Source organism: Aquimarina atlantica, from assembly GCF_000626715.1.
GTDB lineage: Bacteria > Bacteroidota > Bacteroidia > Flavobacteriales > Flavobacteriaceae > Aquimarina > Aquimarina atlantica.
The window spans coordinates 86,400-113,013 of the sequence record NZ_AQRA01000001.1; the positions used below are offsets into that span (position 1 = coordinate 86,400).

25 protein-coding genes are annotated in these 26,614 nt (G+C 34.8%); 2 read left to right on the forward strand and 23 right to left on the reverse strand.

The window, feature by feature from the left end:
• Window positions 1-6: 6 nt before the first annotated feature.
• The 4 genes from ATO12_RS00390 to hutH all read right to left on the reverse strand — a co-directional run bounded on the left by ATO12_RS00390 (window position 7) and on the right by hutH (window position 5,639).
• Window positions 7-594 carry a HutD/Ves family protein gene (locus ATO12_RS00390; protein WP_034237608.1) on the reverse strand — a complete coding sequence of 196 codons (588 nt, stop codon included), beginning with the start codon at window positions 592-594 and terminating at the stop codon, window positions 7-9.
• A 10-nt stretch (window positions 595-604) separates the two neighbouring features.
• Window positions 605-2,605: a urocanate hydratase gene (locus ATO12_RS00395; RefSeq protein ID WP_034237611.1), complete on the reverse strand. Its 2,001-nt coding sequence runs from the start codon at window positions 2,603-2,605 to the stop codon at window positions 605-607.
• Window positions 2,606-2,755: 150 nt separating this feature from the next.
• Entirely contained in the window at window positions 2,756-4,006 is a 1,251-nt protein-coding gene (gene hutI / locus ATO12_RS00400; RefSeq protein WP_034237613.1) for an imidazolonepropionase, read from the reverse strand.
• Window positions 4,007-4,058: 52 nt separating this feature from the next.
• On the reverse strand, window positions 4,059-5,639 hold the full coding sequence (gene hutH, locus ATO12_RS00405; RefSeq protein ID WP_034237615.1) for a histidine ammonia-lyase: 1,581 nt from the start codon (window positions 5,637-5,639) through the stop codon (window positions 4,059-4,061).
• An 80-nt stretch (window positions 5,640-5,719) separates the two neighbouring features.
• On the opposite strand from hutH, the gene ATO12_RS00410 reads away from it, so the two are divergent.
• Window positions 5,720-6,598: a LysR family transcriptional regulator gene (locus ATO12_RS00410; RefSeq protein WP_034237618.1), complete on the forward strand. Its 879-nt coding sequence runs from the start codon at window positions 5,720-5,722 to the stop codon at window positions 6,596-6,598.
• A gap of 537 nt (window positions 6,599-7,135) precedes the next feature.
• Here ATO12_RS00410 and ATO12_RS00415 read toward each other — a convergent pair.
• The 6 genes from ATO12_RS00415 to ATO12_RS00440 form a co-directional block, all read right to left on the reverse strand.
• Complete coding sequence (locus ATO12_RS00415) at window positions 7,136-7,501, reverse strand: nuclear transport factor 2 family protein (RefSeq protein ID WP_034237620.1); 366 nt, start codon at window positions 7,499-7,501, stop codon at window positions 7,136-7,138.
• 93 nt (window positions 7,502-7,594) lie between these two features.
• Complete coding sequence (locus tag ATO12_RS00420) at window positions 7,595-8,902, reverse strand: cryptochrome/photolyase family protein (protein ID WP_034237621.1); 1,308 nt, start codon at window positions 8,900-8,902, stop codon at window positions 7,595-7,597.
• A 3-nt stretch (window positions 8,903-8,905) separates the two neighbouring features.
• A complete protein-coding gene (locus ATO12_RS00425) occupies window positions 8,906-9,604 on the reverse strand; it encodes an SDR family NAD(P)-dependent oxidoreductase (protein WP_034237623.1) in 699 nt (232 codons plus the stop codon).
• 10 nt (window positions 9,605-9,614) lie between these two features.
• Window positions 9,615-10,109, reverse strand: coding sequence for an SRPBCC family protein (locus tag ATO12_RS00430; protein ID WP_034237625.1), 495 nt, complete (start codon window positions 10,107-10,109; stop codon window positions 9,615-9,617).
• A gap of 86 nt (window positions 10,110-10,195) precedes the next feature.
• On the reverse strand, window positions 10,196-10,552 hold the full coding sequence (locus ATO12_RS00435; protein ID WP_034237628.1) for a hypothetical protein: 357 nt from the start codon (window positions 10,550-10,552) through the stop codon (window positions 10,196-10,198).
• 258 nt (window positions 10,553-10,810) lie between these two features.
• Window positions 10,811-11,470, reverse strand: a complete 660-nt coding sequence (locus ATO12_RS00440; RefSeq protein WP_034237631.1) for an MIP/aquaporin family protein — start codon at window positions 11,468-11,470, stop codon at window positions 10,811-10,813.
• Between the two features lie 284 nt (window positions 11,471-11,754).
• On the opposite strand from ATO12_RS00440, the gene ATO12_RS00445 reads away from it, so the two are divergent.
• The gene (locus ATO12_RS00445; protein ID WP_034239063.1) at window positions 11,755-12,597 is read left to right on the forward strand and encodes a DUF2911 domain-containing protein; all 843 of its coding nucleotides are present in this window, start codon (window positions 11,755-11,757) and stop codon (window positions 12,595-12,597) included.
• 62 nt (window positions 12,598-12,659) lie between these two features.
• Here the strand turns inward: ATO12_RS00445 and ATO12_RS26420 are convergent, their stop codons facing one another.
• From ATO12_RS26420 to ATO12_RS00505, 13 genes are all read right to left on the reverse strand, one after another.
• A complete protein-coding gene (locus ATO12_RS26420; protein ID WP_394331710.1) occupies window positions 12,660-12,794 on the reverse strand; it encodes a helix-turn-helix transcriptional regulator in 135 nt (44 codons plus the stop codon).
• A gap of 265 nt (window positions 12,795-13,059) precedes the next feature.
• Entirely contained in the window at window positions 13,060-13,512 is a 453-nt protein-coding gene (gene aac(6'), locus ATO12_RS00450; RefSeq protein ID WP_034237632.1) for an aminoglycoside 6'-N-acetyltransferase, read from the reverse strand.
• A gap of 35 nt (window positions 13,513-13,547) precedes the next feature.
• The gene (locus tag ATO12_RS00455) at window positions 13,548-13,907 is read right to left on the reverse strand and encodes a DoxX family protein (protein WP_034237635.1); all 360 of its coding nucleotides are present in this window, start codon (window positions 13,905-13,907) and stop codon (window positions 13,548-13,550) included.
• Window positions 13,908-13,938: 31 nt separating this feature from the next.
• Window positions 13,939-14,433 carry a DUF1801 domain-containing protein gene (locus tag ATO12_RS00460; RefSeq protein WP_051575505.1) on the reverse strand — a complete coding sequence of 165 codons (495 nt, stop codon included), beginning with the start codon at window positions 14,431-14,433 and terminating at the stop codon, window positions 13,939-13,941.
• A 40-nt stretch (window positions 14,434-14,473) separates the two neighbouring features.
• Window positions 14,474-15,469, reverse strand: a complete 996-nt coding sequence (locus ATO12_RS26620) for an SRPBCC domain-containing protein (protein ID WP_117589989.1) — start codon at window positions 15,467-15,469, stop codon at window positions 14,474-14,476.
• Window positions 15,470-15,506: 37 nt separating this feature from the next.
• Window positions 15,507-15,974, reverse strand: a complete 468-nt coding sequence (locus tag ATO12_RS00470; protein ID WP_051575506.1) for an SRPBCC family protein — start codon at window positions 15,972-15,974, stop codon at window positions 15,507-15,509.
• Window positions 15,971-16,297 carry a metalloregulator ArsR/SmtB family transcription factor gene (locus ATO12_RS00475; protein WP_034237636.1) on the reverse strand — a complete coding sequence of 109 codons (327 nt, stop codon included), beginning with the start codon at window positions 16,295-16,297 and terminating at the stop codon, window positions 15,971-15,973. Before ATO12_RS00475 ends, ATO12_RS00470 begins: the two co-directional genes overlap by 4 nt.
• A 166-nt stretch (window positions 16,298-16,463) precedes the next feature.
• Window positions 16,464-17,378, reverse strand: a complete 915-nt coding sequence (locus ATO12_RS00480; protein ID WP_034237638.1) for an AraC family transcriptional regulator — start codon at window positions 17,376-17,378, stop codon at window positions 16,464-16,466.
• Window positions 17,379-17,558: 180 nt separating this feature from the next.
• Window positions 17,559-18,539 carry a Gfo/Idh/MocA family protein gene (locus tag ATO12_RS00485; RefSeq protein WP_205625215.1) on the reverse strand — a complete coding sequence of 327 codons (981 nt, stop codon included), beginning with the start codon at window positions 18,537-18,539 and terminating at the stop codon, window positions 17,559-17,561.
• Window positions 18,539-20,218 (reverse strand): sodium:solute symporter, encoded by a 1,680-nt coding sequence (locus ATO12_RS00490; RefSeq protein WP_034237642.1) that lies wholly within the window; start codon window positions 20,216-20,218, stop codon window positions 18,539-18,541. The genes ATO12_RS00485 and ATO12_RS00490 overlap by 1 nt, the downstream gene beginning before the upstream one ends.
• Before the next feature lie 209 nt (window positions 20,219-20,427).
• On the reverse strand, window positions 20,428-22,926 hold the full coding sequence (locus ATO12_RS00495) for a PIG-L family deacetylase (protein ID WP_034237643.1): 2,499 nt from the start codon (window positions 22,924-22,926) through the stop codon (window positions 20,428-20,430).
• Window positions 22,927-23,055: 129 nt separating this feature from the next.
• Entirely contained in the window at window positions 23,056-24,372 is a 1,317-nt protein-coding gene (locus ATO12_RS00500) for a sodium:solute symporter family protein (RefSeq protein WP_034237646.1), read from the reverse strand.
• 7 nt (window positions 24,373-24,379) lie between these two features.
• The gene (locus ATO12_RS00505; RefSeq protein WP_034237648.1) at window positions 24,380-26,551 is read right to left on the reverse strand and encodes an endonuclease MutS2; all 2,172 of its coding nucleotides are present in this window, start codon (window positions 26,549-26,551) and stop codon (window positions 24,380-24,382) included.
• Window positions 26,552-26,614: the final 63 nt, after the last annotated feature.

The following is a 26,614-nucleotide window of genomic DNA, read 5'->3' on the forward strand; positions in this document are numbered from 1 at the left end:
ATATTTTTAATAATTAGTTGTTATTTCAGAAAAAACTAAGGTACTATCTTTTATGGCATTAATACGAATCGTCGTTGCTATTGGCTGGTGTACCATCAACATATCAGATTGACTAATTGTATATGTTTTATCATTGATATTAACACTAACTTCTCCAGAATACGTATAGACAAACACCCAATCTCGCTTATTTTGGATAGCGTATGAGATGTTTTCATTTTGGGTAACATTACGGGCATCTAATGTACCAACCGTATTACCGGTAGTCATCAGGTTAAAATCTGTACATTTTCCTATAGAAGATGTTTTCCAACCGCCTTCAAATACATCACTATCTAATTTAGAAAGCTGTTTGGTATGTTGGTTTTCGTGCTGCAATGTTATTTCTCCGTCCAAAACCAGTAGTATTCTCGATACTCCCGGAAGCGAAGTAAAAACAGATTTTTCTACTGCAACAGTTGCCATACTTAACCTGAAATCAAAATTTAACTCCTTGTAATTTGCCGTTGGCGGATACATAAAAAATTGCGTGGTTGTACCTCCCGACCAGGTATTGATTTTAAAGGTATCAGCTGTTATGACAGTAATTTCCATATACGGTGACTTACATAAAACCTTCTAAGAATTCGTCATCTACCAAATTAGGTAATGTTACTTTAAGTTGCGGAGTTCTTTCCATTTCGCGTTTTATAGCAAACAGCGCTTCTTCATTTCGAGCCCAACTTCTTCTTGAGATTCCATTATTTACATCATAAAATAACATGCGTTCCAGCTTTTCTGAAGCTTCTGCAGTTCCATCAAGTAACATCCCGAATCCGCCATTGATTACTTCTCCCCATCCAACACCACCACCATTGTGGATAGATACCCAGGTAGCTCCTCTAAAACTATCTCCGATCACATTATGAATTGCCATATCTGCAGTAAATTTACTACCGTCATAAATATTACTGGTTTCGCGATAAGGAGAATCGGTACCGCTCACATCGTGGTGATCTCTCCCCAGCACAACCGGAGCCGAGATTTTTCCACTTTGTATTGCTTTGTTAAACGCTTCAGCAATTTTGATTCTTCCTTCGGCATCGGCATATAAAATACGAGCTTGAGAACCAACCACAAGTTTGTTTTGCTTGGCTTCTCTGATCCAGGTAATATTGTCCTGCATCTGCTGTTGAATTTCTTTTGGTGAAACTTTTTTGATCGCTTCCATCACTTCCAGGGCGATTTGATCTGTAGTATCCAGATCTTCTGGTTTCCCAGAGGTGCATACCCATCTAAACGGTCCAAACCCATAATCAAAACACATAGGCCCTAAAATATCCTGTACATAAGAAGGGTATTTAAAATCAATACCGTTTTTGGCCATGATATCTGCTCCTGCACGAGAAGCTTCGAGTAAGAATGCGTTTCCGTAATCAAAGAAATACGTACCTCTTGCGGTATGTTTATTAATGGCATTGGCATGCCTGCGAAGCGATTCCTGAACTTTGTTTTTAAATGCTTCAGGATCGTTACTGATTAGGGTATTGGCTTCTTCATAACTTAGTCCTACAGGATAATATCCTCCCGACCATGGGTTATGCAATGATGTTTGATCAGACCCTAATTGAATGTAGATATTTTCATCATAGAAACGTTCCCAGATATCTACAACATTACCTTGATATGCAATAGAAACGGTTTCTTTCTGTTCCATTGCTTTTTGAACCCTGGTTACCAAATCATTTAGATCATCAATGATTTCATCTACCCAACCTTGCTCGTGGCGTTTTTGAGCGGCTTTTGGGTTTACTTCTGCACAGATGGTAATACATCCTGCAATATTTCCGGCTTTTGGCTGTGCACCACTCATTCCTCCTAATCCAGAAGTTAAAAAGATTTTACCGGCAGGTGTTTCTTCGGGTTTTAATGTTTTTCTAAAAGCATTCATTACAGTAATGGTTGTACCGTGCACAATACCCTGAGGACCAATATACATATAGCTTCCTGCAGTCATTTGCCCATATTGCGTTACTCCCAGGGCATTGTATTTTTCCCAATCATCAGGTTTTGAATAATTAGGAATCATCATTCCGTTGGTTACAACCACTCTTGGTGCATCTTTTGAAGAAGGGAATAATCCCATAGGATGCCCCGAGTACATATGTAACGTTTGTGTTTCGGTCATGGTAGCCAGGTACTGCATGGTTAGTAGATACTGTGCCCAATTTTGAAATACAGCTCCATTACCTCCATAGGTTATTAATTCATAAGGATGCTGTGCGACAGCGTGATCCAGGTTATTCTGAATCATAAGCATGATCCCCGCTGCTTGCTTTGTTGTTGCAGGATATTCATCTATAGGACGAGCATACATCGCATATTCTGGCATAAAACGATACATATAGATACGACCAAATGTATTTAGTTCGTCTAAAAACTCACTGGCAAGTTCTTTATGCCAGTCTTTTGGGAAATATCGTAAAGCGTTTTTAAGCGCGAGTTTTTTTTCTTCGTTAGAAAGGATTTGTTTTCTTTTGGGAGCACGGCTAATTGTAGAATCCAAAGATCTCTTTGGAGGCATTATTTTAGGAATCCCTTGAAGTATTTGTTCTTTGAAATTCATATGTATCGGGTATAGGGTTTTAGGTTAAAGGAGTGAGTTTTTTGGTGTTCATCATTTAATATTAAACATTCTCACTTCCGTTACTCTTTGTCGTTTTACATTTTACGGTTTTAGATTGTAATTTTTTCAATATTCAATATTCCGTATTCGTTATTCAATATTCATTATTAAATTTCCTCGTTTCCATACCTGCGAAGGGAGGAGTTTTCCCTGGTGATAAAAGATTTCATGTACATGCGCTGTTTCAAACAGGTTAAAATCTGCAAGCATTCCAGAATCTAATCTTCCTCTGTCATCAAGATTAAGTGCCGCCGCCGCTCTACATGTAATTCCGGCAAGAACTTCGGCATTACTTAGTTTTTGAAATGTTCCTAGTATAGATGCCTGGGTTAGCAAATCACCCATTGGCGCCGAACCAGGATTCCAGTCACTGGCAATAGCTAATGCTCCTCCGGCATCCAGAATTTTTCGGGCAGGAGTAAAATCACATCCTAATCCTATTGAAGCACCAGGTAATGCCACCGAAATCACATTACTTTGAGCTAGCATTTGTATTTCATTCTCGGTACTGGCTTCTAGATGATCAGCACTAATAGCTCCTACTTTTACAGCTACTTCGCTACCTCCCGTGTTAAACTGATCTGCATGCACCGTAATATCGAATCCCATCTGTTTTGCTTTTTCAAAATATGGGTAGATATCAGAGGGGAGAAATGCTCCTTGCTCAACAAAAGCATCAATTCGGTTGGTAAGCTGTTCTTCTTTTAATATAGGAAAAAGGGTAGTGCTCATCTCTTCGAGATATGCTTTGTGATCTCCATCAAAATCCTTAGGCAATATATGCCCGGCTAGACAGGTAGAGACTAAATCTGCTGCTGTACTACTATTTGCAGTTTTTATGGAACGTAGCATTTTAAGTTCTTCTGTAACCGAAAGCCCGTAGCCACTTTTTACTTCTGCAGTTGTGATTCCTCTTTTTAATAAGGTATTTGCTCGTTTTATAACGCCATCTGCAAGTAGCTGTTGTTCTGCTTTTCTGGTTTGGGTAACGGTATCCCAGATACCTCCACCAGCTTCGGCTATTTCTAAATAGGATCTTCCTGCGTTTCGCATGGCATAATCATTAGCCCTGGATCCAGAAAAACAGATATGTGTATGGGCATCTATAAATCCGGGAGTGCATACATAATCCGTATGTAATTCTATGATTTCTGCATGTAGGGCATTGGCTTTTTCTTTCAAATCAGAGAAAACGCCAATGGTGTGAATGTTTTCACCTTCAATAAGAATACCAGCATTCTCAATAATTTCGAGATCCTGATCTTTTATCGCGCCTTTAATACCAATTTTCTGTAACGGGATAAGTTGCGTGATTGGACCTATTAATGTATATGTTGTCATATTATATTTTTTTCCTTTATATCAAGCTAAGGGAACTATTTATTTTTTTGAACTAGTACGTTTCAAATTCACCAGAAAACTTTGTGTCTAGCGATACGTTTTCTTTTATGGATACTTGATTAGCAGTAGCAATTATAGTTTTGTTTTGGATGATTTTAATTCCTTTCTCAATATCATCTGCAAATACCCTATCTTTATCTGCAAAAGATACAGCTTCTCGTACTTTTTTATGAATTTCATCTAGAATAGCTCCTGATTTTAAAGGTTTTCTGTACTCAAATGCCTGGGCGGCAGTTAATAACTCTATGGCCAATATTTTCTCTAGATTTTCGATTACTCTTAGTGCTTTTCTGCCACCGATAGATCCCATACTTACATGATCTTCCTGGCCAAGAGAAGTAGGAATACTATCTGCACTAGATGGAAAACATAACCCTTTGTTTTCACTTGCTAATGCAGCTGTAGTATATTGTAAAATCATGTATCCGGAATTGATACCTGTATCTTGCATTAACAATTTAGGAACACCAGGAGAATTACCTTCTAATGCCAGGTAAATTCTTCTATCCGAAATATTGCCCAGTTCTGAAGCTGCCAAACATGCATAATCAATTGCCATAGCCAGCGGTTGCCCATGAAAACTACCCCCGCTAATAGTTAGCTCTTCGTTAATTATTATTGGATTGTCGGTTACCGAGTTTAATTCTACTTCGAGAAGCTCTTTTAAATGTAGCCATGCATTTCTTGATGAACCATGCACTTGCGGCATACAACGTAAAGAATAAGGATCTTGAACCCGATCACAATCGATATGATCTTCCATAATTTCAGAACCTTTTAATAGAGATTTTATTCTTGAAGCGACATGGATATTTCCTTTATAAGGACGTAATTGGTGTAGTTCTTTAAAAAATGGTTTTACAGAGCCTTGTAGTCCCTCGATCATCATTGCTCCTATAATATCTGCTTGTGTCAAACAGCTATGTAATTTTGCAACTACCTGTACTGCATGTGCTGCAATAAATTGAGTTCCGTTAATTAAGGCTAATCCTTCCTTTGGACCAAGATCAATAGGTTTTAAGCCTGTGGTGTCAAACAATTCTTGTGTGGTGATGACTTTATTTTGATATTCGACTTTTCCTAACCCCAATAAAGGTAAAAACAGATGAGAGAGAGGAGCCAAATCTCCTGATGCACCAACTGATCCCTGGCTGGGAACAATAGGTATGGCATCATTATTAATATGCCACAGAATCCTGTCTAATGTCTTTTCTGCAATACCAGAATATCCTTTTGCCAAAGATTGAATCTTGAGAATTAGCATAAGCTTAGCAATCTCGGTATCTATGGGTTCGCCAACACCTACACTATGACTTTGCAGGATATTGCTTTGTAGTATATTGGTTTCTTCTTTAGATATTTTTGTAGTACAAAGTGGTCCAAAACCTGTATTAATGCCATATACAGGTGCTCCTTTTTCTACAATATTTTCTACTACCTGTTGACTTTTTTTTACGCTATCGCGAGAAGTTTCAGATATAATTCCGGTAATTTCTCCACGAGCAATTTGTATTGCTATACCTGCGGTTAGGTAGTCTTCTCCAAATGAAAAGTGGTTTGTTATGGTTGACATATGCGTATTTCTATTTTTTTACTAAAATAATATCTATTTTTGATAATTAGAAATACTAATTTGATCATTAATTAATAACTATGAGTTATCAAATAGAACTTCGACACTTTACTTATTTTATGGCAGTAGCCGAGGAGTTACATTTCAGAAAAGCAGCAGATCGATTGTTTATTTCTCAACCGGGATTAAGTAGACAAATCAAGCAAATGGAAGAAATAATAGGTGTTGTTCTTTTTGTGAGAAATAAAAGAAAGGTAACACTAACGGCTGCGGGAGTATATCTTAAGAAGGAATTAGATTATATTTTTAACCATATTGATTTTACGATACGACAAACCCGATTGATTGATCAGGGAAGTAATGGGGAGATTAGAATTGGCTTTTTGGGATCAGCTATGCAAACAGTTATTCCAGAACTATTGGTTATGGTAAATAAAGAGCTCCCCAATATACAATTTAGTTTAGAGGAGATGTCTAATCATCTACAGGTAGAAGCTGTAGAAAAAGATCAGTTAGATCTTGGTTTTGTACGATTAGCACGTGTACCCGAAGGTATTCAAAAGAAAACAGTTCATACAGACTCGTTTTCTTTGGTAGTACCGTTAGAACATCGACTTACATCAAAAACTTTTAAAAGTATTGCACAAGTATCTGAAGAGCATTTCATTTTGTTTTCATCAGATTATAGTTCTTTATATTATGATAAAATCATGAGTATTTGCGAGGATAAAGGATTTACCCCCAAGGTAACACATAAGTCGGTGCATGCACAGACTATATTTAAATTGGTAGAGAGTGGGTTAGGAGTTGCTATTGTTCCTACCTCGTTACAACAGGGTTTTGATCTGGGCGTAAAATTTTTAGAGATTCCTAAAATACCTCAGAAAGCAATACTTTCTGTGATATGGAAAAAAGACAATCGTAATCCTGCGCTACAGCAAATTTTGAAATTCTTATAACGATTGATTCGAAATATTTTGCATGATATCATTAAGGTATTCTTGACAAAAAGGAATAATACATGCCTATTTTACTTTATAAATCCTCAAAACCCACTTGTAGAAGTGGGAGGGGGGTACTTATATAAGTACCCTATCTGGTAGTTAATATGGATAGAGGGTACTTAGTGTAGTAGGGGTGTCATGATGCATACCCGGTTTGGGGTACTTCAAATGTAGACCAGGGGTACTTTAAACAGAGGTGGCTCCTGTGTTGAACAGAAGTACGTCCTGTGTTTAACACAGGAGTCACTTGCCTTTGTAGTAGGGGGAGGGTAGTCCCGAAGTAGGGAGGGGGTACTTACGAAGTACCCCATCGAAGGCTATGATGTGTTAATTTTTTAACAAATAAAAGAGGTTTATAGTTAGAAAAAGAGGCTATAAACACACATTTTTGTTGTATTTGATTAAGTCACTCAAAAGAAATATGATCTCAATATTTCCTGATATAAAAGATCGGTTACTTATTATACCTAATTTTTGAAATACATAATATTATTAATTTGGCATAGAATAGAAGAACTGCTCTTCGGTAATCTTGCCATCATTTACCTTATATACACAAACTTCTTCTATTTGCATACGACCTTGTTCTTTAAAAGTGCAATCCATTTTCATGGTACAACTAAAATGATTTTCGGCTACTACGGGTTCAGATATTTCTCCACCGTGATACTCTTCGACAGAAGCATACCAATCCTCACTTTTTTTAATCACAGCATCAATACCAGAAGTTACTTCGTTAGGTGATCCTGGCATTTCTTTACTTACTATATCCTGAGCGTATAATTCTTTAAGAGCTTGCATATTTTCTCCCTGGCGACAGAGTTCTACTAAACGATTGGCCACTTGTTGTGTATTCATGTTTTTAATGTATTGGTTTATGAATGAATTGTGATACGGTAATTTACAAAAAAACGAGATTAGTATTTTTAAAGTAATGTTATAATTTTTGATTTAGCCAACAGCTTTCTTATATACTGTAAGACAACGTTCTCGTGCCATTTTATGTTCTACCATAGGTTGTGGATAAGTAAACTCATTATGATCTTTTACCCAGGTATGGATATAGGAAAGTTGCTTGTCGAATTTGGTGATTTGTGTAGTAGGGTTAAAGATTCTAAAATAAGGAGCAGCATCAACACCAGAGCCTGCTGCCCATTGCCAATTACCTACATTAGCAGCCATATCATAGTCTAGTAGTTTTTCTGCAAAATAAGCTTCGCCCCACCGCCAGTCGATCAATAAATGTTTACAAAGAAAACTGGCAACTACCATACGTACACGATTATGCATATATCCTGTTTGATTAAGCTCACGCATTCCTGCATCTACCAATGGATATCCTGTTTGGCCATTCATCCATTTTTCGAATTCCTGTTGGTTATTTCTCCATTCGATTCGATCATATTTGGGTTTAAAAGAGGAGTCCTTTGTATATGGGTAATGCCATAGGATTTGCATAAAAAACTCTCTCCAGATAAGCTCTGACCAAAATACCTGATTATCTTCGGCAATTGCTTTTTTGATAACCGATCGAATTCCTACTGTTCCAAAACGAAGGTGAGGACCTATTTTTGAAGTACCGTTTTCTTTTGATGGAAAATTTCTGGTGGCCTCATAATTTTGAATAAGATCAGGTGAGATATTATAATCCGGAACTTTGATAGATGAGGTTACAAACCCCATTTCCTGTAGTGTTATATTAGGAAGATCGGTATTCTTAATTAAATTGTTAAGGTATAACTTTGTAGCATGAATTTTTAATAGGGTAGGATCAAATACTTCTTTCCACTTATTTTTATAGGGGGTATATACCACATATGGATTGCCATCTTTTTTTACAATTTCGTCTTTTTCAAATATCACCTGATCTTTAAAAGTATGTAATTGAATCGTATGCTTTTGTAAAATATTTTTGATTAGAGTCTCTCTCTCTTTTGCATAGGGTTCGTAATCATGATTGGTGTATACCTGTTGTATTTCGTATTGAGAAATTAGCGTTTCGAACACTTTTTGAGGAGTACCGTAATAAAGTGATAAAGAACTTTTGTATTGATGTTGAAGCGTTAACCTTATTTTTTGAAGTGTTTCAAAAATAAAGGTCACCCGGGCATCATTTTTTGGTAAATGATCCAAAATGTGTGTATCAAAAATAAAAATGGGTAAAACTGGATACTTTCCTTTTAATGCTTCAAGAAATCCTGTATTGTCATCTAATCTAAGATCTCTTCTAAACCAGAATACAGTGACTTTCTCTTTCATAAATTAATTTACATTAAGAGTAGACATACCACCATCTACACCTATAACCTGACCTGTAATCCAGCTACTATCATCACTTAGCAAAAAACGGGCAATATTTGCCACATCTTCTGCTTGCCCTACACGTTTCATAGGATGGCGATTATCCATAAGTTCTTTCTTTTTTTCATTGCTTAATAAACCTTTTGCAAGAGGAGTATTGGTTAATGATGGTGCGATAACATTTACTCTAAATTTTGGAGCATATTCTGCGGCTAATGCTTTTGCAAATCCTTCGATTGCACCTTTTGCAGCTGCAATACTGGTATGAAACGGCATACCAACTTTTACCGCTACGGTACTAAAAAATACTAAACTTGTTTGTTTAGAATTTTTTAATTTAGGAAGTAGGGTGTGTATGATTTTTACCAAAAACATGAAGTTAATTTGCATGTCTTCTTCAAATACTTTTGGAGTTAACATATTGAAAGGCTTGAGATTAATGCTACCCGGGCAATATACAAAGCCATCGATTCTTTCGGGAAGAACAGAAGTATCGATTTCATCCCTCGACGCATCATAAGGAATATGGGTTACTTCTAAATTTCCCAGATTTTCTGAAGTTCTAGAGGCAATAAATATATTATGCTCATTATATAGTTTTAGAGCAATTTCAAAACCAATTCCGTGACTTCCACCTATAAGAAGAATATTTTTTCTCATTATTTAAGTTTTACACAAATATAATTTCATTACTTGCTTTGGTTTCTATTGTTCCGAATAATTCGATTAATTTCTTTTTGCGATATTCAAACACTTCTTTTAATCTTGGTTTTACAATCATGGGATGAATTAATTGTCCTAATATCCCGAGTGGTATTTTATAATCGATAATATCTTCCATTTCGACACCACCAGGAATTTCTTTAATAAAGTGTTTGTGGTGCCACAATGAGTAAGGACCAAATCGTTGTTCGTCTACAAAATATTCCTTGTTCTTTACATGCGTTATTTCTGTTACCCACTTGTTTTTGATTCCGGCTATTGGAGTAACAATATATTGTATGATTTGACCAGGATACATTTTACGATCAGCACCAGATACAACCTCAAACTTCATATACTCTGGTGTTATGGTTTTTAGATTTTTGGGATCCGAAAGAAATTCCCAGGCTTTTTCTATAGATATAGGAAGGTATTGTTTCGTTTTTAATGTATAGATTTTCATAGCTTACGAGAGTATACTAACAAATCTACTAAATTTTTGTTTAATGTATATCTTGTTTTATTAAACAAAAATATGGATAAACTCTGTTAGAAAAAACTTTTTGCCCAGGCTTTTGCTTCTTCGAGTGTACTAAAAAACGCAAAGGATTTGCCGTATAATGGCTGCTCTAGAATAGCTTTGTCTCTTTCTTTATCGCTACTAGATACAATTGCCAATCCTTTCATGTTGTCTAATACCCCTTGTTTATATATCTCTGGAGAAACTTTGTGCTCAAACTTACGATGACTAATCATTATAAAACTCTTTGATTCATAATGCTTTTTCAGCTTGTCTCTTAATATTGAAGCTCTACCAAGTGAAAATTCTACATTCTCATTGATAGTAAGTATAGCATATTGATCGTATAGGTCTATTTGACAAAATTCATTAGAAAAATGCTCCATCGGGGGATATGGGTATTGTTTATCAATTGTAAATATATGTTAAAAAGAATGACTTTTATAAGATATAATACCAAAAAATCAGTTTATGTGGATAAAGTAGCTGGTAATAAAACCTAAATTGACTTAGGTTTAATTTTGATATTCATCCAAAATAAACAAATTAGTTATGGTAAATCTGATATGTAATACGACTGAAACTCTACTAAAAAAAAAACCTAATATTTATGGTAAATAAGGCGATGTAAAACGTACTATTCTTTAACAATCTTTACAACAATTATCGGGTTTTACCAGTTTACATGTCAAAACAGCTAATAACGCACCTAGAACAGGAGCAATAAAATATAACCATTGATGTTCCCAATGACCCGACAGTAAAGCAGGTCCAAGTGATCTGGCTGGATTCATAGAGGCATTTGTCATTGGTCCGGCGAACATAGCTTCTAACAATACAACACCACCAACTGCAATTCCTGCCATAGTACCGGTTTCTTTTGAACCTGTAGAAACATTAATAATAACCACCATGAGAAAATAGGTAAGTAACGTTTCTAGAACAAATGCTCTTAAGTCATCTAAGGCAGGTAAAGTTCCGCCCAGGAATTCACTTTCCGGAAATAAAAAGAGTAAGATACTACTTGCCACTATGGCACCAATACATTGAGCAATAATATATTTAGGAACTTCTTTCCATTCAAATTTTTGGGCATATGCAAATGCAATCGTAACTGCAGGATTAAAATGAGCTCCTGATATTTCTCCAAAAGCATAAATCATCGCCATTACGATAAGCCCCCAGGTAATTGCTATACCAACATGAGTGACATCTCCACCAGTCACTTCATTAATAGTCATAGCACCGGTACCACAAAATATCATACTAAAAGTTCCGATGCTCTCAGAAATATATTTTCTCATTACTTTTTTTAAATGATGACAAATATACCATTACTTATTTTAAGTTTTTGTTAACTTTTAATGTATGTTGTAATCCTTATTTTCGTCATTGAACTCATCTTGACTTTTTGTTTTTAACCGAAAATGAGAAGAAATTTGACCAGATGAGGCACTTTTTGAAATTCATAGCAAGGGCTACGGATAAAAAAAGTAACGAAATATGGGTAAATTTCAGTTATTTTTTAGGGAAAAGAAAAGTCAAGATGAGTTCATTAAGTAAATCAATACAAACTAAACTAACTACAATGAAAAAGATCATCTTATTTCTTTCTATGGCTTTATTTTCTTTAGGAATTGAAGCTCAGGTAAAAGCGCCACAACCAAGTCCTGCTTCTAAAATAGAACAGGTTATCGGGTTGACAGATGTTTCTGTTGAATATTCTCGCCCCAGTATGCGAGGAAGAGCTATTTTTGGAAATTTAGTACCTTATGATAAGCTATGGAGAACAGGAGCTAATAAAAATACTCAAATTACATTTAGCGATGATGTAAAAGTTGCCGGTAAAGAGTTAAAAAAAGGAACATATGCAATTTATACAAAACCAGGTAAAGAAAATTGGGAAATAATTTTTTATAGTGATGCAAACAATTGGGGGACTCCACAAAAATGGGATGATACCAAAGTAGCTGCTACTGCAACTGTAAAAGCAAATACACTCCCTATGAATGTAGAAACCTTTACGATTATGTTTAGTGATTTTAAAATGGATTCTGCAGTTATGAATTTTATTTGGGCAAATACAGAAGCTGCAGTTACAATAACAACTGCTGCAAAAGCACAAACTATTGCCAGTATCGAAAAAACTATGGCGGGTCCAACCGATAGAGATCACTATCTTGCGGCTACTTTCTATAAAGATTCTGGAGAATTTGCAAAAGCAAAAGAGCATATTGATAAAGCAATATCACTACGTAAAGAGCCTGCTTTTTGGTACCATAGACAACAATCTTTAATTTATTCTTTGGCTGGAGATAAAGATGGGGCAATAAAAGCAGCAAAAACTTCGTTAGAGTTAGCAGAGAAGGCAGGAAATGCCGACTATGTTAAAATGAATAAAGATTCCCTTGCAGAGTGGGGAGCCAAATAAACACTCTTTTTCACACACAAATCATAAAAGCGTTCCATTTATTTGGAGCGCTTTTTTGTTTTCTAATCTTCTTCCTCCATAAAGAAAATATCTTCTACATGTTTTTTGAAAAGCCGGGCAAATTTTAAGACAAATACTGTTGATGGGATATATTTATCCTTTTCCATAGCATTAACCGTTTGCCTGCTACCCCCAATTTTTTTGCTAAATCTGCTTGTGTTAAATCATGGTAACGGTCTCGGATATGAGTAGTTGCGTGGTTTAACGGTTAACTTTACAAGTACACACCAAACTGAAAATCCGCGCGGATTTTCAGAAGTAGATGAGAACAAGCAATTAATTATAGCCATTGTTGACTCCTGGTTATCATTTTTCATTTTATGTATGGAAACTTGTCATCAACTAAATTTAACTTGATTCCCATTGGATCTTCTATTGCATTCATATCCTCAAAAATTATTTTTATTCAATATTCTTTAAAAAATGTACTAATTCATCTTCTTCCCAAAACCCTATTTTTCTATGAAACTCTCTTGATTGTTTGTTCGTAAGCCAAGTATCTGACCCTATTTGTGTACAACCTTTTTCTTTACACCATCTTTCACCAATTTTGAGGAATTTTTTCGCTATACCTTCTTTTCTGTATTCTGGTTCAACGTAAATTCCTTCCAAATACCCAGTGGGTGATTTACCTGCGCCTTCAACATAATCTGTCCTAATTGAGAATATTGAAAATCCGATATTTTTTCCATCTGCTTTTTTAGCCATTAGAACTTTGTTCTTTTCCAATTGAGTTATCTCTTTCAAAAGACTTATAAGTTCTTTTTCTTCAAAATCAATCCAAAGTTTTTGGCTCATGTTTACAAGCGACTCAAAGTCTTTACTTTCAAAATCAACATGTCTTACTTGTACCATTTTTCTTATTCGTCGAACTTGTTAACATCCGTTTATTACATTCTAAAATAGATAATTATTGTGCATACAATTAAAATTGCAATATTGACAATAACATTTTTGGGCTCTTTTCTTTTTTTGTGGATATAAGCCGCAGGAATCATTATGAATCCAAGGCAAATTGCAGCTATTGGCGTGAGAATAACCCATTTATTGATTAACAGTGGTAAAATCAAAGCAACGGAACCCAATATTTCGCATGTCCCAATAAATTTGATAAACCATTTATTTAATCCTTCAACACCTGTTTGGCCTTTTTGTACCAATGTCTTTTCATCAAAATACGTTTTATTGATTCCTGAAAACATAAATACAAAAGCAATCAATCCTTGTAAAATCCAAATTAGTGTGTTCATTATCTCTTATTTTCAAGAGTTTCTATAACTCCTAAGTGATTTTAATATTATTTCCATATGTCTTGTTGAATACAGCGTATTTAGTTTTGTCCATAATAGATGCTTTTTCTTGTATAAGGATACTTTTATCAATTAACTGAATTAGAATATCTAAATTGATATCCGATAATTGTCTTATGTAAAGACAGCTTTTTCCAGACCTGAATTTTCCTAAGTCATTAAGTAAGTTGTCTTCATGTTGAAGATTAACATTAAGATGTACCGTTAGTTTATTTTTAGTAGGACTAAACCCCACTTTAAACCATTCTAACTCTTTGTTGCCACCTTTTCGTTTATACGAAGACTTTCCAAATCCAATTATAAAATTTGGGACTCTTTCATTCCCCCAAACTTTTGGTTTTGCTTTTGTAATCTCTTCCATAATTGATAATAACAATTTACTATCTTCAACAATCACAGAATTTTCTATTGTATTGATAAATTTAGTAATACTGTTATTGGTTTCTTTAGTTAGTAAATCGGGCATCTTAATGGTTTAAAAATAAATTTTTTAACAATTTTGAATATTATTTCTGCTTAATCTGAGGAAATTTGTCTCCCACCAAATTCAATTCGATTCCAAATTCGAGGTAAGCCTTTAGTCCATCCAATACGGTTGTAAATCCACCTGTATTGTCATTTATTACTTGGATTAAATCATTTCCTGTTTGATGGAAGCCATAATTCTTAATGACAACATACGTTGTGTCATCTGTCAATGCAGTAAATTCATAATCAACTGATGTGGCAGGGTCGCCCCATTCAGTAGAAATTCTCTTATTTTCGACAATATCTTTTACAAAAACTTTTGTTGAAACATTGTACATTTCCCATTCCCATAAAATGGTTTTGCTTTCTTCTAGCTTTCCACTTGACTTGGTAAACCAAAATTTGGTTGTGATTTTTGGGTCAATGAATGCCTGAAATACCTCTGCGATTGGTTTTCTTACCATCATTTGACATTCTACCATTGGTTTTTGATTTTCATTCATTTTCCAAGATTTTTCCATTAAGTCAAATCCGTAGTTCCAACCTTTTTCAGTTTCAGAAATAGTTCCTTCAGGAAGTTGTTTTAATTCTTCGTGAATGCCTTCGCCCATTTGAATAAAACTCAATTGAGAGCTACCATTTTCATTAGCTTGAATTTCAATTGTAATGGTATCCGTAACAGGTGAGAAGTCAGGCATTCCACAGGTAAATTTAAGTTTATAGGGTTGTTCAACCTCTAAATATTTTCCTTTCATAACGAACTTTGTTCCGTTCTCTTCTCTGGTTATTGTGTACTGTCCACCTACACGTAAGTCAATATCAAACTCAGTATCTGGCGTCCACCATATAATCATATCTTTTGGATTTGTAAATGCTCTGTACACCTGTTCTGGTTCAACATCAAACTGTCTTTCGATTTTTATTTCTTTCATTTTGTTCTCCTCGTATTGTTGGTCACTTATTTTATTCGCTTTGTAATTGCAAGCTGAAAAGGTCAAAAGTACCAAACTTAAAAATTCAATTGTTCGTTTCATTCTACTATAGTTTCTTCTCTACTGATAAACTGTTTCTTTAGAGATTATTGGGGCAAGTAGTGTCATGCTTTTCAGTTGATTCAAGCTTATCCAAAAAATCTTGTAATGCATTCAACAGATAAGTCCAACCCTCTGTAAAGTTTTCTGGAACAAAATCTGGGCAATCGGCCAAATTTCCTAAACCTTCGTGAGTGAGTTGTAAAATGGTTTTGTTTCCATTTTGGAAGAGCTCAAAGGTTACCACAGATTGACCTTCATAGCCTTTGTATGCCCATGTATGTTTCAGTTTTTGTTTAGGGATTACCTCTATAATTTCGCATAAATGTGTATAATTAATCCCTGTTTTTCCTTTACCGTCAAATTGAAATTTGAATCCCACTTCGGCCTTAAATTCAGACATATCAAAATACCATTGCTTTATTAGATTAAGCTCTGTAAGTGCTCTCCAAACCAGTGCTACAGGTGCGTCAAATTCATGTTTTACAATGAGTGGTTTTGTATTCATTTTATTTTTGTTTGCATGTCTGAAAGTAAATCATCCAATTGTTGGAATCGGTTCTTCCAAAATTGTCTAAACTGCTCCAACCAGATATCAATTTCTTTCATTTTGTCAATTTTCAATTCATAATAAATTTCTCGTCCTTTTCGAGATGGCTCAACAAGTTCACATTCGTTTAATATTTGGATATGTTTAGAAATAGTCGGTCTCGCTACATCAAAATTCGAGGCAATTGCACCTGCGGTCATTGCTTGAGATGTAAGCATTACCAGTATAGCTCTTCGGGTTGGGTCGGAAATCGCTTGAAAAATATCTCTCCTTAATTTCATTATGAAGTCATTTAGCTACAAATATAAGGGAAGTCATTTGGCTACACAAATAGTTTCGCTTTTTTACTCCGAAATTGAGATGTTATTACTCTTAGGCGAGAGGTCTGTCTTAATTGAAGACAACGGTTTTATGGAAAAACAATAGCTGTTTTTTTATCAATTCCCTTCACAGTTTTCTAACAGGTACACAAATATCTACCACAAAAATTCCATTTTCGGGTTCTTCAGGATACAATTCAAAACAAGCTCTGTCATCTGGTTGATATCCGCTTGTTGGAAACCATTTTCCCATTAGCCAATCCCAAGCTTTTTGAAATTCATCTGCTTTTACGGTAAATCTTGAAACGACATATTTTCCTTTTTCAAGTACCATTTTCCCGATCTCTCCATCAACTTTAGTGTTTTCCGGTGCGGTCAGACAAACACTTGTTCTTAATTTACTTTTATCTGCCACATTAACGTCATCGTGATAAACAATGGCCGTTTGAAAATTATCGCTGTCCAATAATCCTTTTGGTCCAGCCCAAGCAAATAGTTTACTGAACAATCTTTCAAATAGTTCAGCGTCTCCTTGATAAGGTCCGATATGTCTCAAATAAACTACAGGTATGTTTGGCAATTCTTTTATTTCAATGCTTTCGTTGTTCTTCATATCTATTTTCCATTTAATTAATTTCGTTTGATTACAAATGTAAATGGAAGGCGTTTCGATGGCTTTATCCTTAGTGCTATTCACTTTATTCAAATTGCTATTTTTCCTTCGGAACGAAGTAGCCGATTCATTGAAATGGGATTTGAAGTTTTTTGAAAACACAGGTAGGCTTTTAAATCCGCATTTATAAGCTATGTCAGAGATTGAGTCGTTTCCATGAATCAAGAGCGATGCAGCTTTTTCCAATCGAAGTCGAAGAATTAATTGGAACGGTGTTTCTCCTGTGATGCCTTGAAATATTCTGCTAAAATGAAATTTTGAGAAGTTGGAAATCTTTGCCAATTCGTTCAACAAAAAATCATTGCCCAAATTCTTTTCAATATGGTCAATCACATTATTTATTCTGTATTTGTATTCATTGTCAATCATCGAGTTCGTTCCGACTTACAGCTAACAACAGGATATAAGACATATATCCTATATTCTACGTATTTTTATTTACAAATCTAGAGGATTTATAATTAACTTAAAATTATTTATATCCATCTTGATATGATAAAAATACACTTCTATGCTTTTGGTTTTAAGCAATGGAAATGAGCAAGAAATTCAATCGTAATGCAAACCTATTTTTTCTCTAACCGTATCTAACAGCTTGATTAATTGGATGCTTTTTTCGAAACTCATGATTGTACTTTCTGTACGGTTTTGTAGCAACATCTCCTGTACATGAATAGCTTCATAGTTATAACCGTTTGTAGTAACGTTAAATTCTATATGTTCTGATTTTCCTTCTTTTTGAATAGTGATAGAAGAGGGCTCATGAAAACGACTATTAATGATGAGTATTCCTTTTTCAAATTCGAGAGTAGCGGTTGTATCGGTTTCCTGGGTAACGGCACTAAATAGGGAAGCCGTAGCTCCATTTTTGTAAAGAAGCTGAATACTACAATCTTCATCGACTCCTGTTTTTCCTATAGTAGCCTGGGCATTTACTTTTTCTGGGTACCCTAAAATACTTAACGCTGCAAATAGCGGGTATATACCTACATCCAGCAGGCTACCACCTCCCAGTTTTTTGTTAAATACCCTTCCGTTGGGATCAAAAGCGGTTGTGAACCCAAAATCGGCTTTTAGTGTTTTTACTTTCCCAAGCGTATTAGACGCAACAACATCTAAAACATAGGAGTAATGCGGAAGAAAATACGTCCAAAGCGCTTCCATCAAGAATACTTTGTTCTTTTTTGCCAGTGCAATCATTTCTTCGACCTGGGTAGTATTCATAGCAAACGGTTTTTCGCAAAGCACCGCTTTCTTATGAGTAATGCACATCAACGTATTTTCATAATGAAACACATGTGGCGTTGCAATATATACGACATCAATATCGGAATCCAGGCTTAAAGCTTCATAGTTATCATAACAGGTCGAAGCGTGATGCTCCTTCCCAAACTCCTGAGCTTTTTTTAAACTCCTGCTTGCAACGGCATGAAGTTTTGCATTAGGAACCGATTTTAGGTCATTAGCAAATAAATGAGCTATTTTACCACACCCAATGATTCCCCATTGTATAGTTTTTTCAACATGCATTAGGTTGTTATTTCTGATTTAGGCCCGATTATGGGTTGTATAAATATCGCGATAGTCATTACCAGAACACATCCAAATAAATTGAGCCATAAATATGGCATCCAGTCATAATACCAGCCAAGAATTACAATTACCTGGGTAATAAGTGCCGCTACAAAGGTAGCGTTGCTATGTACAAATTTTACAAAGAACGCTAATAAGAATATGCCTAGCACATTTCCGTAAAAAATTGAACCAATGATATTTACCAACTGAATAAGGTTGTCGAATAAATCGGCAAAACAAGCCACTATGATCGCTAAAATACCCCATCCCAGAGTGAAAAATTTGGAAGCAGATACATAATGTTGATCGCTTTTTTCTTCGGCTACATTTCGTTTGTATAAATCGATTGCGGTAGTTGATGCTAAGGCATTTAGCTCTGAAGCTGTAGAAGACATGGCAGCAGATAAGATAACAGCCAGAAGCAGGCCGATAAGCCCTCTGGGCAGATTGTTTAAAATAAAATGAATAAATACGTAATCCTTATCGTTTATCTCTACTGCAGCGTCTGCTTTTTTGATTACTGTTTTTGCAGTTTCACGAATTTCTTTTTCTTTTTTGTTTAGTTCCTGAATTCGATTTTTATTTTCTGGTTTTTGCTCGGTCAGATACCCTTTAATTGCAGCATCTTTTGCATCATGAATTTCTGCAAGTTCGTTTTCTAATGTGGTATATTGCGCTGCATATTCTGTATTAAGAACAGCTTCTTTTCCTTTGGGATTAAAATTTAGAGGAGATGCATTAAATTGATAAAAAACAAATACCATCACTCCAACTAAAAGAATAAAAAACTGCATAGGTACTTTGAGTAATCCGTTAAACAAAAGCCCTAGCTGACTTTCTTTTATAGATTTACCGGTTAAATATCGTTGTACCTGGCTTTGGTCTGTACCAAAGTAGGAGAGGGCCAAAAATGTTCCTCCAATGATTCCACTCCAGAACGTATACCGATTATCGAGATCAAACGAGAAGTCAAGAACTTCCATTTTTCCACTGGCACCTGCAATATCCAATGCTTTAGAAAAGGTAATTCCTTCTGGGAGGTAACTTATGATAATAAAAAAGGCAACCAACATTCCAATAAAAATAATACCCATCTGTTGTTTCTGGGTAATATTAACTGCTTTTGTTCCTCCAGAAACAGTGTATATAATTACTAGTATACCTATGATAATATTTAAAGTAATTAGATCCCAGCCTAGTACAGACGATAAAATTATGGCAGGCGCAAAGATAGTAATCCCGGCGGCTAATCCTCTTTGAACCAAGAATAGGATTGCGGTTAAACTTCTGGTTTTGAGATCGAATCGACTTTCGAGGTATTCATATGCTGTATAGACATTTAGCTTATGATACATTGGGATAAATACCATACAAATAACCACCATAGCAATAGGAACTCCAAAATAAAATTGCACAAAACCCATTCCGTCATGAAAAGCTTGTCCCGGAGCAGAAAGAAAAGTAATAGCACTTGCCTGCGTTGCCATTACCGATAGACCAATGGTCCACCAATGTGCATCATTTCCTCCTCGAATATAATCTTTTACATTTTTACTGCCTTTGGTTTTCCAGGCACCATATAACACTATAAATAGTAAGGTCCCTAGTAGTACGATCCAATCTATGGTTTGCATAAGTTGATTGATTAAATTAGTTTATTTACTGATTGATGGTTGGGGTTGTTTTCTATACAGAAGAATTATGAATAAGAATTAGTGATCAAATAGAACAATAGTATATAAACTGCGTTAGCGATTAATACTGCACTATATAATTTTTTCCACTCTCTTTTTTCTTCTTTCTTTTCCATACTAAAAATTGCTAGATTAGATATATTTGGTGTTTATTTTCCTAAGGAAAGCATATTCGCAAAAAGTCGATATGCACCTGATACTCCTGCCGGAAACTCTCTAAAAAAACTAAGTCCGGTATATACATAATGTCCTTTACCATATTTGGCAATTAATAGAGGACCTCTTTTTTTAGACTCCCCTTTATCATTGGCCGCCAAAATAGGAGTGTACTCTTTTGACCATTCATTAGGGAAATACAATCCTCTTTCCTGCACCCATCCTTCAAAATCATTAGCAGTGATTTTATTAGGTGAATTTAATACCTGATGCTCTGGTGCTAAAAAGGTAATTTTTGCATTTTCATCGGTTACCCGATCTCTGGATAATTTAAGAGGGTATGGGCCTAAGTTATCAGTTACTTTTAACCTATGACTGGTATTGTATTGAATGATCAGGTTTCCTCCATTTTTTACATACTCTAATAGGTATTGTTGTTTAAATTTTAGCTGTTCTACAGTGTTATAAGCCCTAATTCCTACTACAATAGCATCAAAAGGTTGTAAACTTTCTGTAGAAATAGATTCTGGATCAATTGTGGTTACTTTATAGCCTATTTGCTGTAAACTTTCTGGTACTACATCTCCGGCACCTTCTATATATCCAATATTTTCTCCTTTCTTTTTAATATCCAAACGTACAACTTTGGTCTCAGATGGTAATACTACAGTTTGGTATGGAATATGGTCATAATCAATAGTAATGACTTCTTTTGAATATAGATTTCCATTGATTTCTATTTTTGGCGAAATATAGCCTTCACTTTGAGTCTGAGGCGATGTAAGGGTAAAAACGATTGTTTTTTCTTCTCCTTTTTGAGAGAGATTAAAATTAATAGCGGCAGGAGTCACTTGCCAACCTTCTGGATGTGTTAATGTAACCTTTCCATTTAAGTTCGCTTTACCAGCTTTTATAGTAACAGGAATTTGTTTTGAAGCACCGTTAGCGTAGATAATTACTTTATCTTTTATACTTGCAGAAATAGCAGGAATAATCTCGAATGGTTTATATACTTCTCCTTTAACAGGATCGTTTGTTTTGTATACAACGTCTTTAGAAAAAGGGATAGAAACTCCATCGAGTACTACTGTAAACAAAGCTTTGATTTTATGATCTGTTTCTGGTTTTCCGATTAGTTTTTGATCATTAACATTATACATCCCCAGTGTACCTTTATTGGTGAGCCAATAAGGATTAGTAAAATCAAAATTAGATGGGATACTACCTTTAAATTCGAAATTATTTCGGATATTGTTTTTTAGAACTTTTTCAGAAACATCATTAATATTAACTGCAGCAATTTTGATAGATTGCAGAGTCATAGTATTCGCACTTCTATTGATCGCTTCTACTTTTAGTATAACTTCGCTTCCTTTAGTAGCATTTGCTTCGGTCGCAACAGCTTCCAGGTAAAGACCAGAAACAGCAGCAATAATTTCTTGAATCTCTTTAGTTTTAACAGCTTTCCAATGTTTATTTTCTAATTGCTGAATTAATTGATATGCTTTTACTAATTGAGGAAGAATAGCAGGTGGATTCTTGAAATCAAAATCTTTTTCTACCTGGTATAGAATATCACCAATAGCTTTACCTCCTTTAACACGATTCCATGAGGTATCAATTCCTTCAAAAATATTTGTTTTATCTTTTGGTAAATCGCCTTTAATAAGTTCTACATATTCACTTTGTTGTCCACGACTACCTGTACTACCAAATCCCTGTGATTTGTGCTGGCTACGGCTTAATGATGCTATTTCTGTGTTAGAAAGCCCCAGAGAAGGATAATATATTCCCGTATCAAACGCTAATAAATTGGTTTTATCTGCTTTTGCGAATTTTTCTCGACTACCATAAAACCACCAGGAAGTATTAAAGAATAATCTTTTGGGTTGCCAGGTTTCTGTATAGTTAAGCTGATCTGGATATACTGTTTTATCCCCAGTTATATCAAAAGCTTCTACACTTAACATTGCCGAAGATGTATGATGACCATGAGTACTACCGGGAGTCCTGTGATTAAAACGATTGATGATTATATCTGGTTTAAAATTTCGTATTGCCCATACGACATCTCCCAGTACTTCTTTTTTATCCCAGATAGAAAGTGTTTCGTCGGGATGTTTAGAATATCCAAAGTCATTAGCACGGGTAAACAATTGCTCTCCTCCATCGGTTCTACGAGCCGCTAATAATTCCTGGGTTCTAATTACACCTAATAATTCTCTAATCTCGGGGCCTATCAAATTTTGTCCACCATCTCCCCGGGTAAGAGATAAATATGCTGTTCTGGCTTTTACCTGATTAGACATATAGGATATAAGTCGGGTATTTTCATCATCGGGATGAGCTGCAACATATAATACAGATCCTAAAAAATTAAGTTTTTTTATAGCTTGATGAATTTCTGCTGCATTGGGTTTATTGGGTTGTTGTCCTTGTATAACGTATGGAAATAGGATACCAAAACAGGCTATAAAAAATAATTTTCGCATAACTTCTGGGTGCAATTTTTAATTGAGTTTCTCCAAATATAAAAAGATAAAATTCTCAGAATTGTGGTTTAAGGATACTTTAACAGGAAGTCCTTATCAATTATCTTTTAAGAAGACAACTTTATACAACTACACTTCTTTTGGTGCTTTGGATCTATAAATTAGCCCTAATAATGACCCTAAAAGCACGGTTATAGCAATAGTTGGAGTAGGACCAAAGACGAGTATACCAATTATTAATCCTAAGAGACCTCCTAATGCACTGGCCAGAAATCTTCCGCTATTTCTTTTTTGCAGTATAACATATATCATCGCTATAGAAAGTGTCATTCGCAATGCAGCACCTACAATAGTTATATCCACAATACTTCTCCAAAATAATGCTACTATAAAAGCAACAATGACGGTAATAATCGTAGCATATCGTAAAGATTTTACTTTTTGTTCTTCTTTAGTAGCAGAAACAATATGAGAAGCCACAGCAAAAATAGAGGTATCTGCAGTACTCATTAAACCTGCAAAAAAAAGTACAAGCAAAAGTGGTAGCCATGATTGTGCTATAAAGTTTTGCATAGCATAAACAAATACGGTGTCGGGATCTAAATTAGGATTTTGAATATAGGTGTATAACCCAATTATAAGTAATAAAAAGACAATACATAAAACTGGGATAATAGCAAGACTTAATCCTCTTTTTAATGATTTTTCATCTTTAGCAGCATAACAAAGCTGGTATCGATCTGCTAACCCAAAAACAGATAGCCCCCCGTATAGTACTAAACCTACAACACTACCAATAGTCACATTATTACCCGTAGTACTGCTAAGAATCATACCAAAATCCTTACTATCAAACATGCCATAAATTAGTATACAGAGAAATGCTATGATAATTACTGCCTGAAAAATATCGGTAATAATTACAGCTTTAAAACCAGAAAATAAAACATATACCATCACTACAATTGCTGTAATCAATAGTGCGGTTTCGTAAGGAAGAATTTCGAAGAAAGCAATAATCTTTGCACCACCTGCCAGGGATAATAATATCCAGAAAAATTGAACAGCTATAGTTATAAAATTGGTAACGGTAGCTGTATTTTTATTATTTGTAACAAAAGCAGGTAGATCTCCCTGTGTATAGAACTTACCTTGTTTAGATAGCTTTTTTATTTTTGGTGCGGCCCAAAACGCAAATAAAAAATAACCAATTACTGATCCCAAAGACATGGCAAAAAGTCCCCAACCAAATTTGTAGGCATAACCTGTATATGTAATTAGAGTGCTGACTCCAATTGCACCTGCGAATTTAGAGAATAAAATAGCATAAGCACTTTTATTTCTGCCTCCGATAAGAAAATCTTCACTTGATGATGATCTGGATATATAAATCGATAAACCTATGATTAAGATGATGTAAGTACTTAGATAAAGGTAGATTTCCATACGGAGTTTATTTTTTTCTTTCTACAAATTCTAATTGATCAATACTTACATTAGTAGTAAAAACCCCGTAATTAACAATAGCTTTTCCTTTTTCTATGCTGTCTATGGTTCCTATAGATTTTCCATCAATCATTCGTACTCGATCACCAGTTTTTAGAGTTACTTTTGGTTTTGCCGCTTCGATCTTTTCTTCTTTCTTTTTTTCTTCTTTTTTCTTTTTACGAATTACCTGTACTTTTTCTTTAACTTCTTTTACGACTTTTTGCTCTTTGGCTTTTTCTACTTTTCGTTGCTTAGGGCTTTGTTTTTTTCGTTTGGAGTTTTCTACCTCAACGATTTTTATAAATTCATTGATTAGCTCTCTTTTTCTCTTATTATTAAAGTATTTTTCGCTAAGATCATCAATTTTTTGACCCAGATAGATCATTCTTTGATTACTGTCATATAACTCCTGATAGCTTTCTAGCTTACGCTGAATACGCTGATTTGTCTTTTCTAAGCGTTCCTTTTCTTCTTCTGCTTTTTGCTCTTTGGTTTTGAGGCCAGCAGTAGTTTTTTGTAGTTTTGATCTTTCTTTTTGAAGATTAGCAATACTTTTATCAAAACGAATTTTACCGCGCTCTACTTTTTTCTTTGCTTTATTGATTAGGCTATATGGGATTCCGTTTTTTTGAGCGACTTCAAAAGTAAAAGAACTTCCTGCTTCACCTAAGTGTAATTTAAAAAGGGGTTCTAGTGTTTTTGAATCGAATAACATATTTGCATTACTCATATTTGGTAACTCATTAGCCAGCATTTTTAAATTGGCATAATGGGTTGTGATGATCCCAAAAGACCCTCTTTCATAGAACACCTCGAGGAAAGCTTCAGCTAGCGCGCCACCAAGTTCTGGATCACTACCTGTTCCAAACTCATCAATTAGAAATAGTGTTTTGTTATTACATTTTCGTAAGAAATAATTCATATTCTTCAAACGATAACTGTATGTGCTTAGGTGGTTTTCTATAGATTGATTATCACCTATATCGGTAAGAATCACATCGAATAGACACATTCTACTGTATTCATGTACCGGAATTAGCATTCCGCTTTGCAACATTACCTGTAGTAAACCAATAGTTTTTAAGGTAATACTTTTTCCACCGGCATTAGGACCAGAAATAACAATAATTTGATTATTCTCATTTAATGTTATAGTCTGCGGGAAGGTTTTCTCTCCTTTTATTGTATTGGTATGATATAATAAAGGATGATATGCGTCTTTAAGTGTTAACTCTCTATCGGTAGTGATTTTTGGCAATACAGCATTAAGTTGACCTGCATATTTTGATTTTGCCGAAACAACATCGATATTACTTAGGTATTCCTGATAGTCCTTGAATAATTCTATAAACGGACGTAATTTGTTAGTGAGTGCTTTTAATATTTTTACAACTTCTTCTCGTTCTTCATATTGAAGATTACTGAGCTCACGACTATATTGTAAAGTAGCTTCGGGTTCTATGTAGACAATACTTCCCGTTTTAGAATTACCCATAATAGCGCCTTTTACTTTACGCCTGTACATAGCTGCTACTGCCAGAACTCTTCTGTTATCTACGACACTTTCTTTAATTTCATCCAGGTAGCCCAAACTATTATATCGGGCTAAATCTTTTCCGAAACTTCCATTTAGTCTTCCCTGTACACTATGAATATCTTTTCGAAGGCGTTGTAATACAGGAGAAGCATTATCTTTAACCTCTCCGAACTTATCAATTACCATTTCGATTAGATGAATAACCTCTTTGGTAAATGTTACTGTAGAAGATGTTTGGTATAGGGTAGGGTATAGCTCAGCATTTTTTCTAAAAAAATAGAGTAAATCATTAGTAGTAGTACTAATAGAAATCAATCGTTTTAGATTTGGGGCTTCTAAAAAAGTATTTTCAATATTTAATAATTGAATTTCTTTATTAATACTATCGAATCCATGATTGGGTATACGGGTATCATTGAATAATGAAGATTTGTATTCGAATACTTCTTGTAAGGCAATATGAAGCTGCTCTTCGGTATCGAAGGGAGCAATTTGCAATGCTTTTAACTTACCAAAATCTGTATTGCACTGTTCTGCAATATGTTTTTGCACAGTATCAAATTCTAGATCGTCTAGTGTTTTTTTAGAAATACGAATCATACTTTTTTTTACCCTATTTTTGGGTTATATTCGATCAATTTTAGAACAGGGCAAAAGTACACA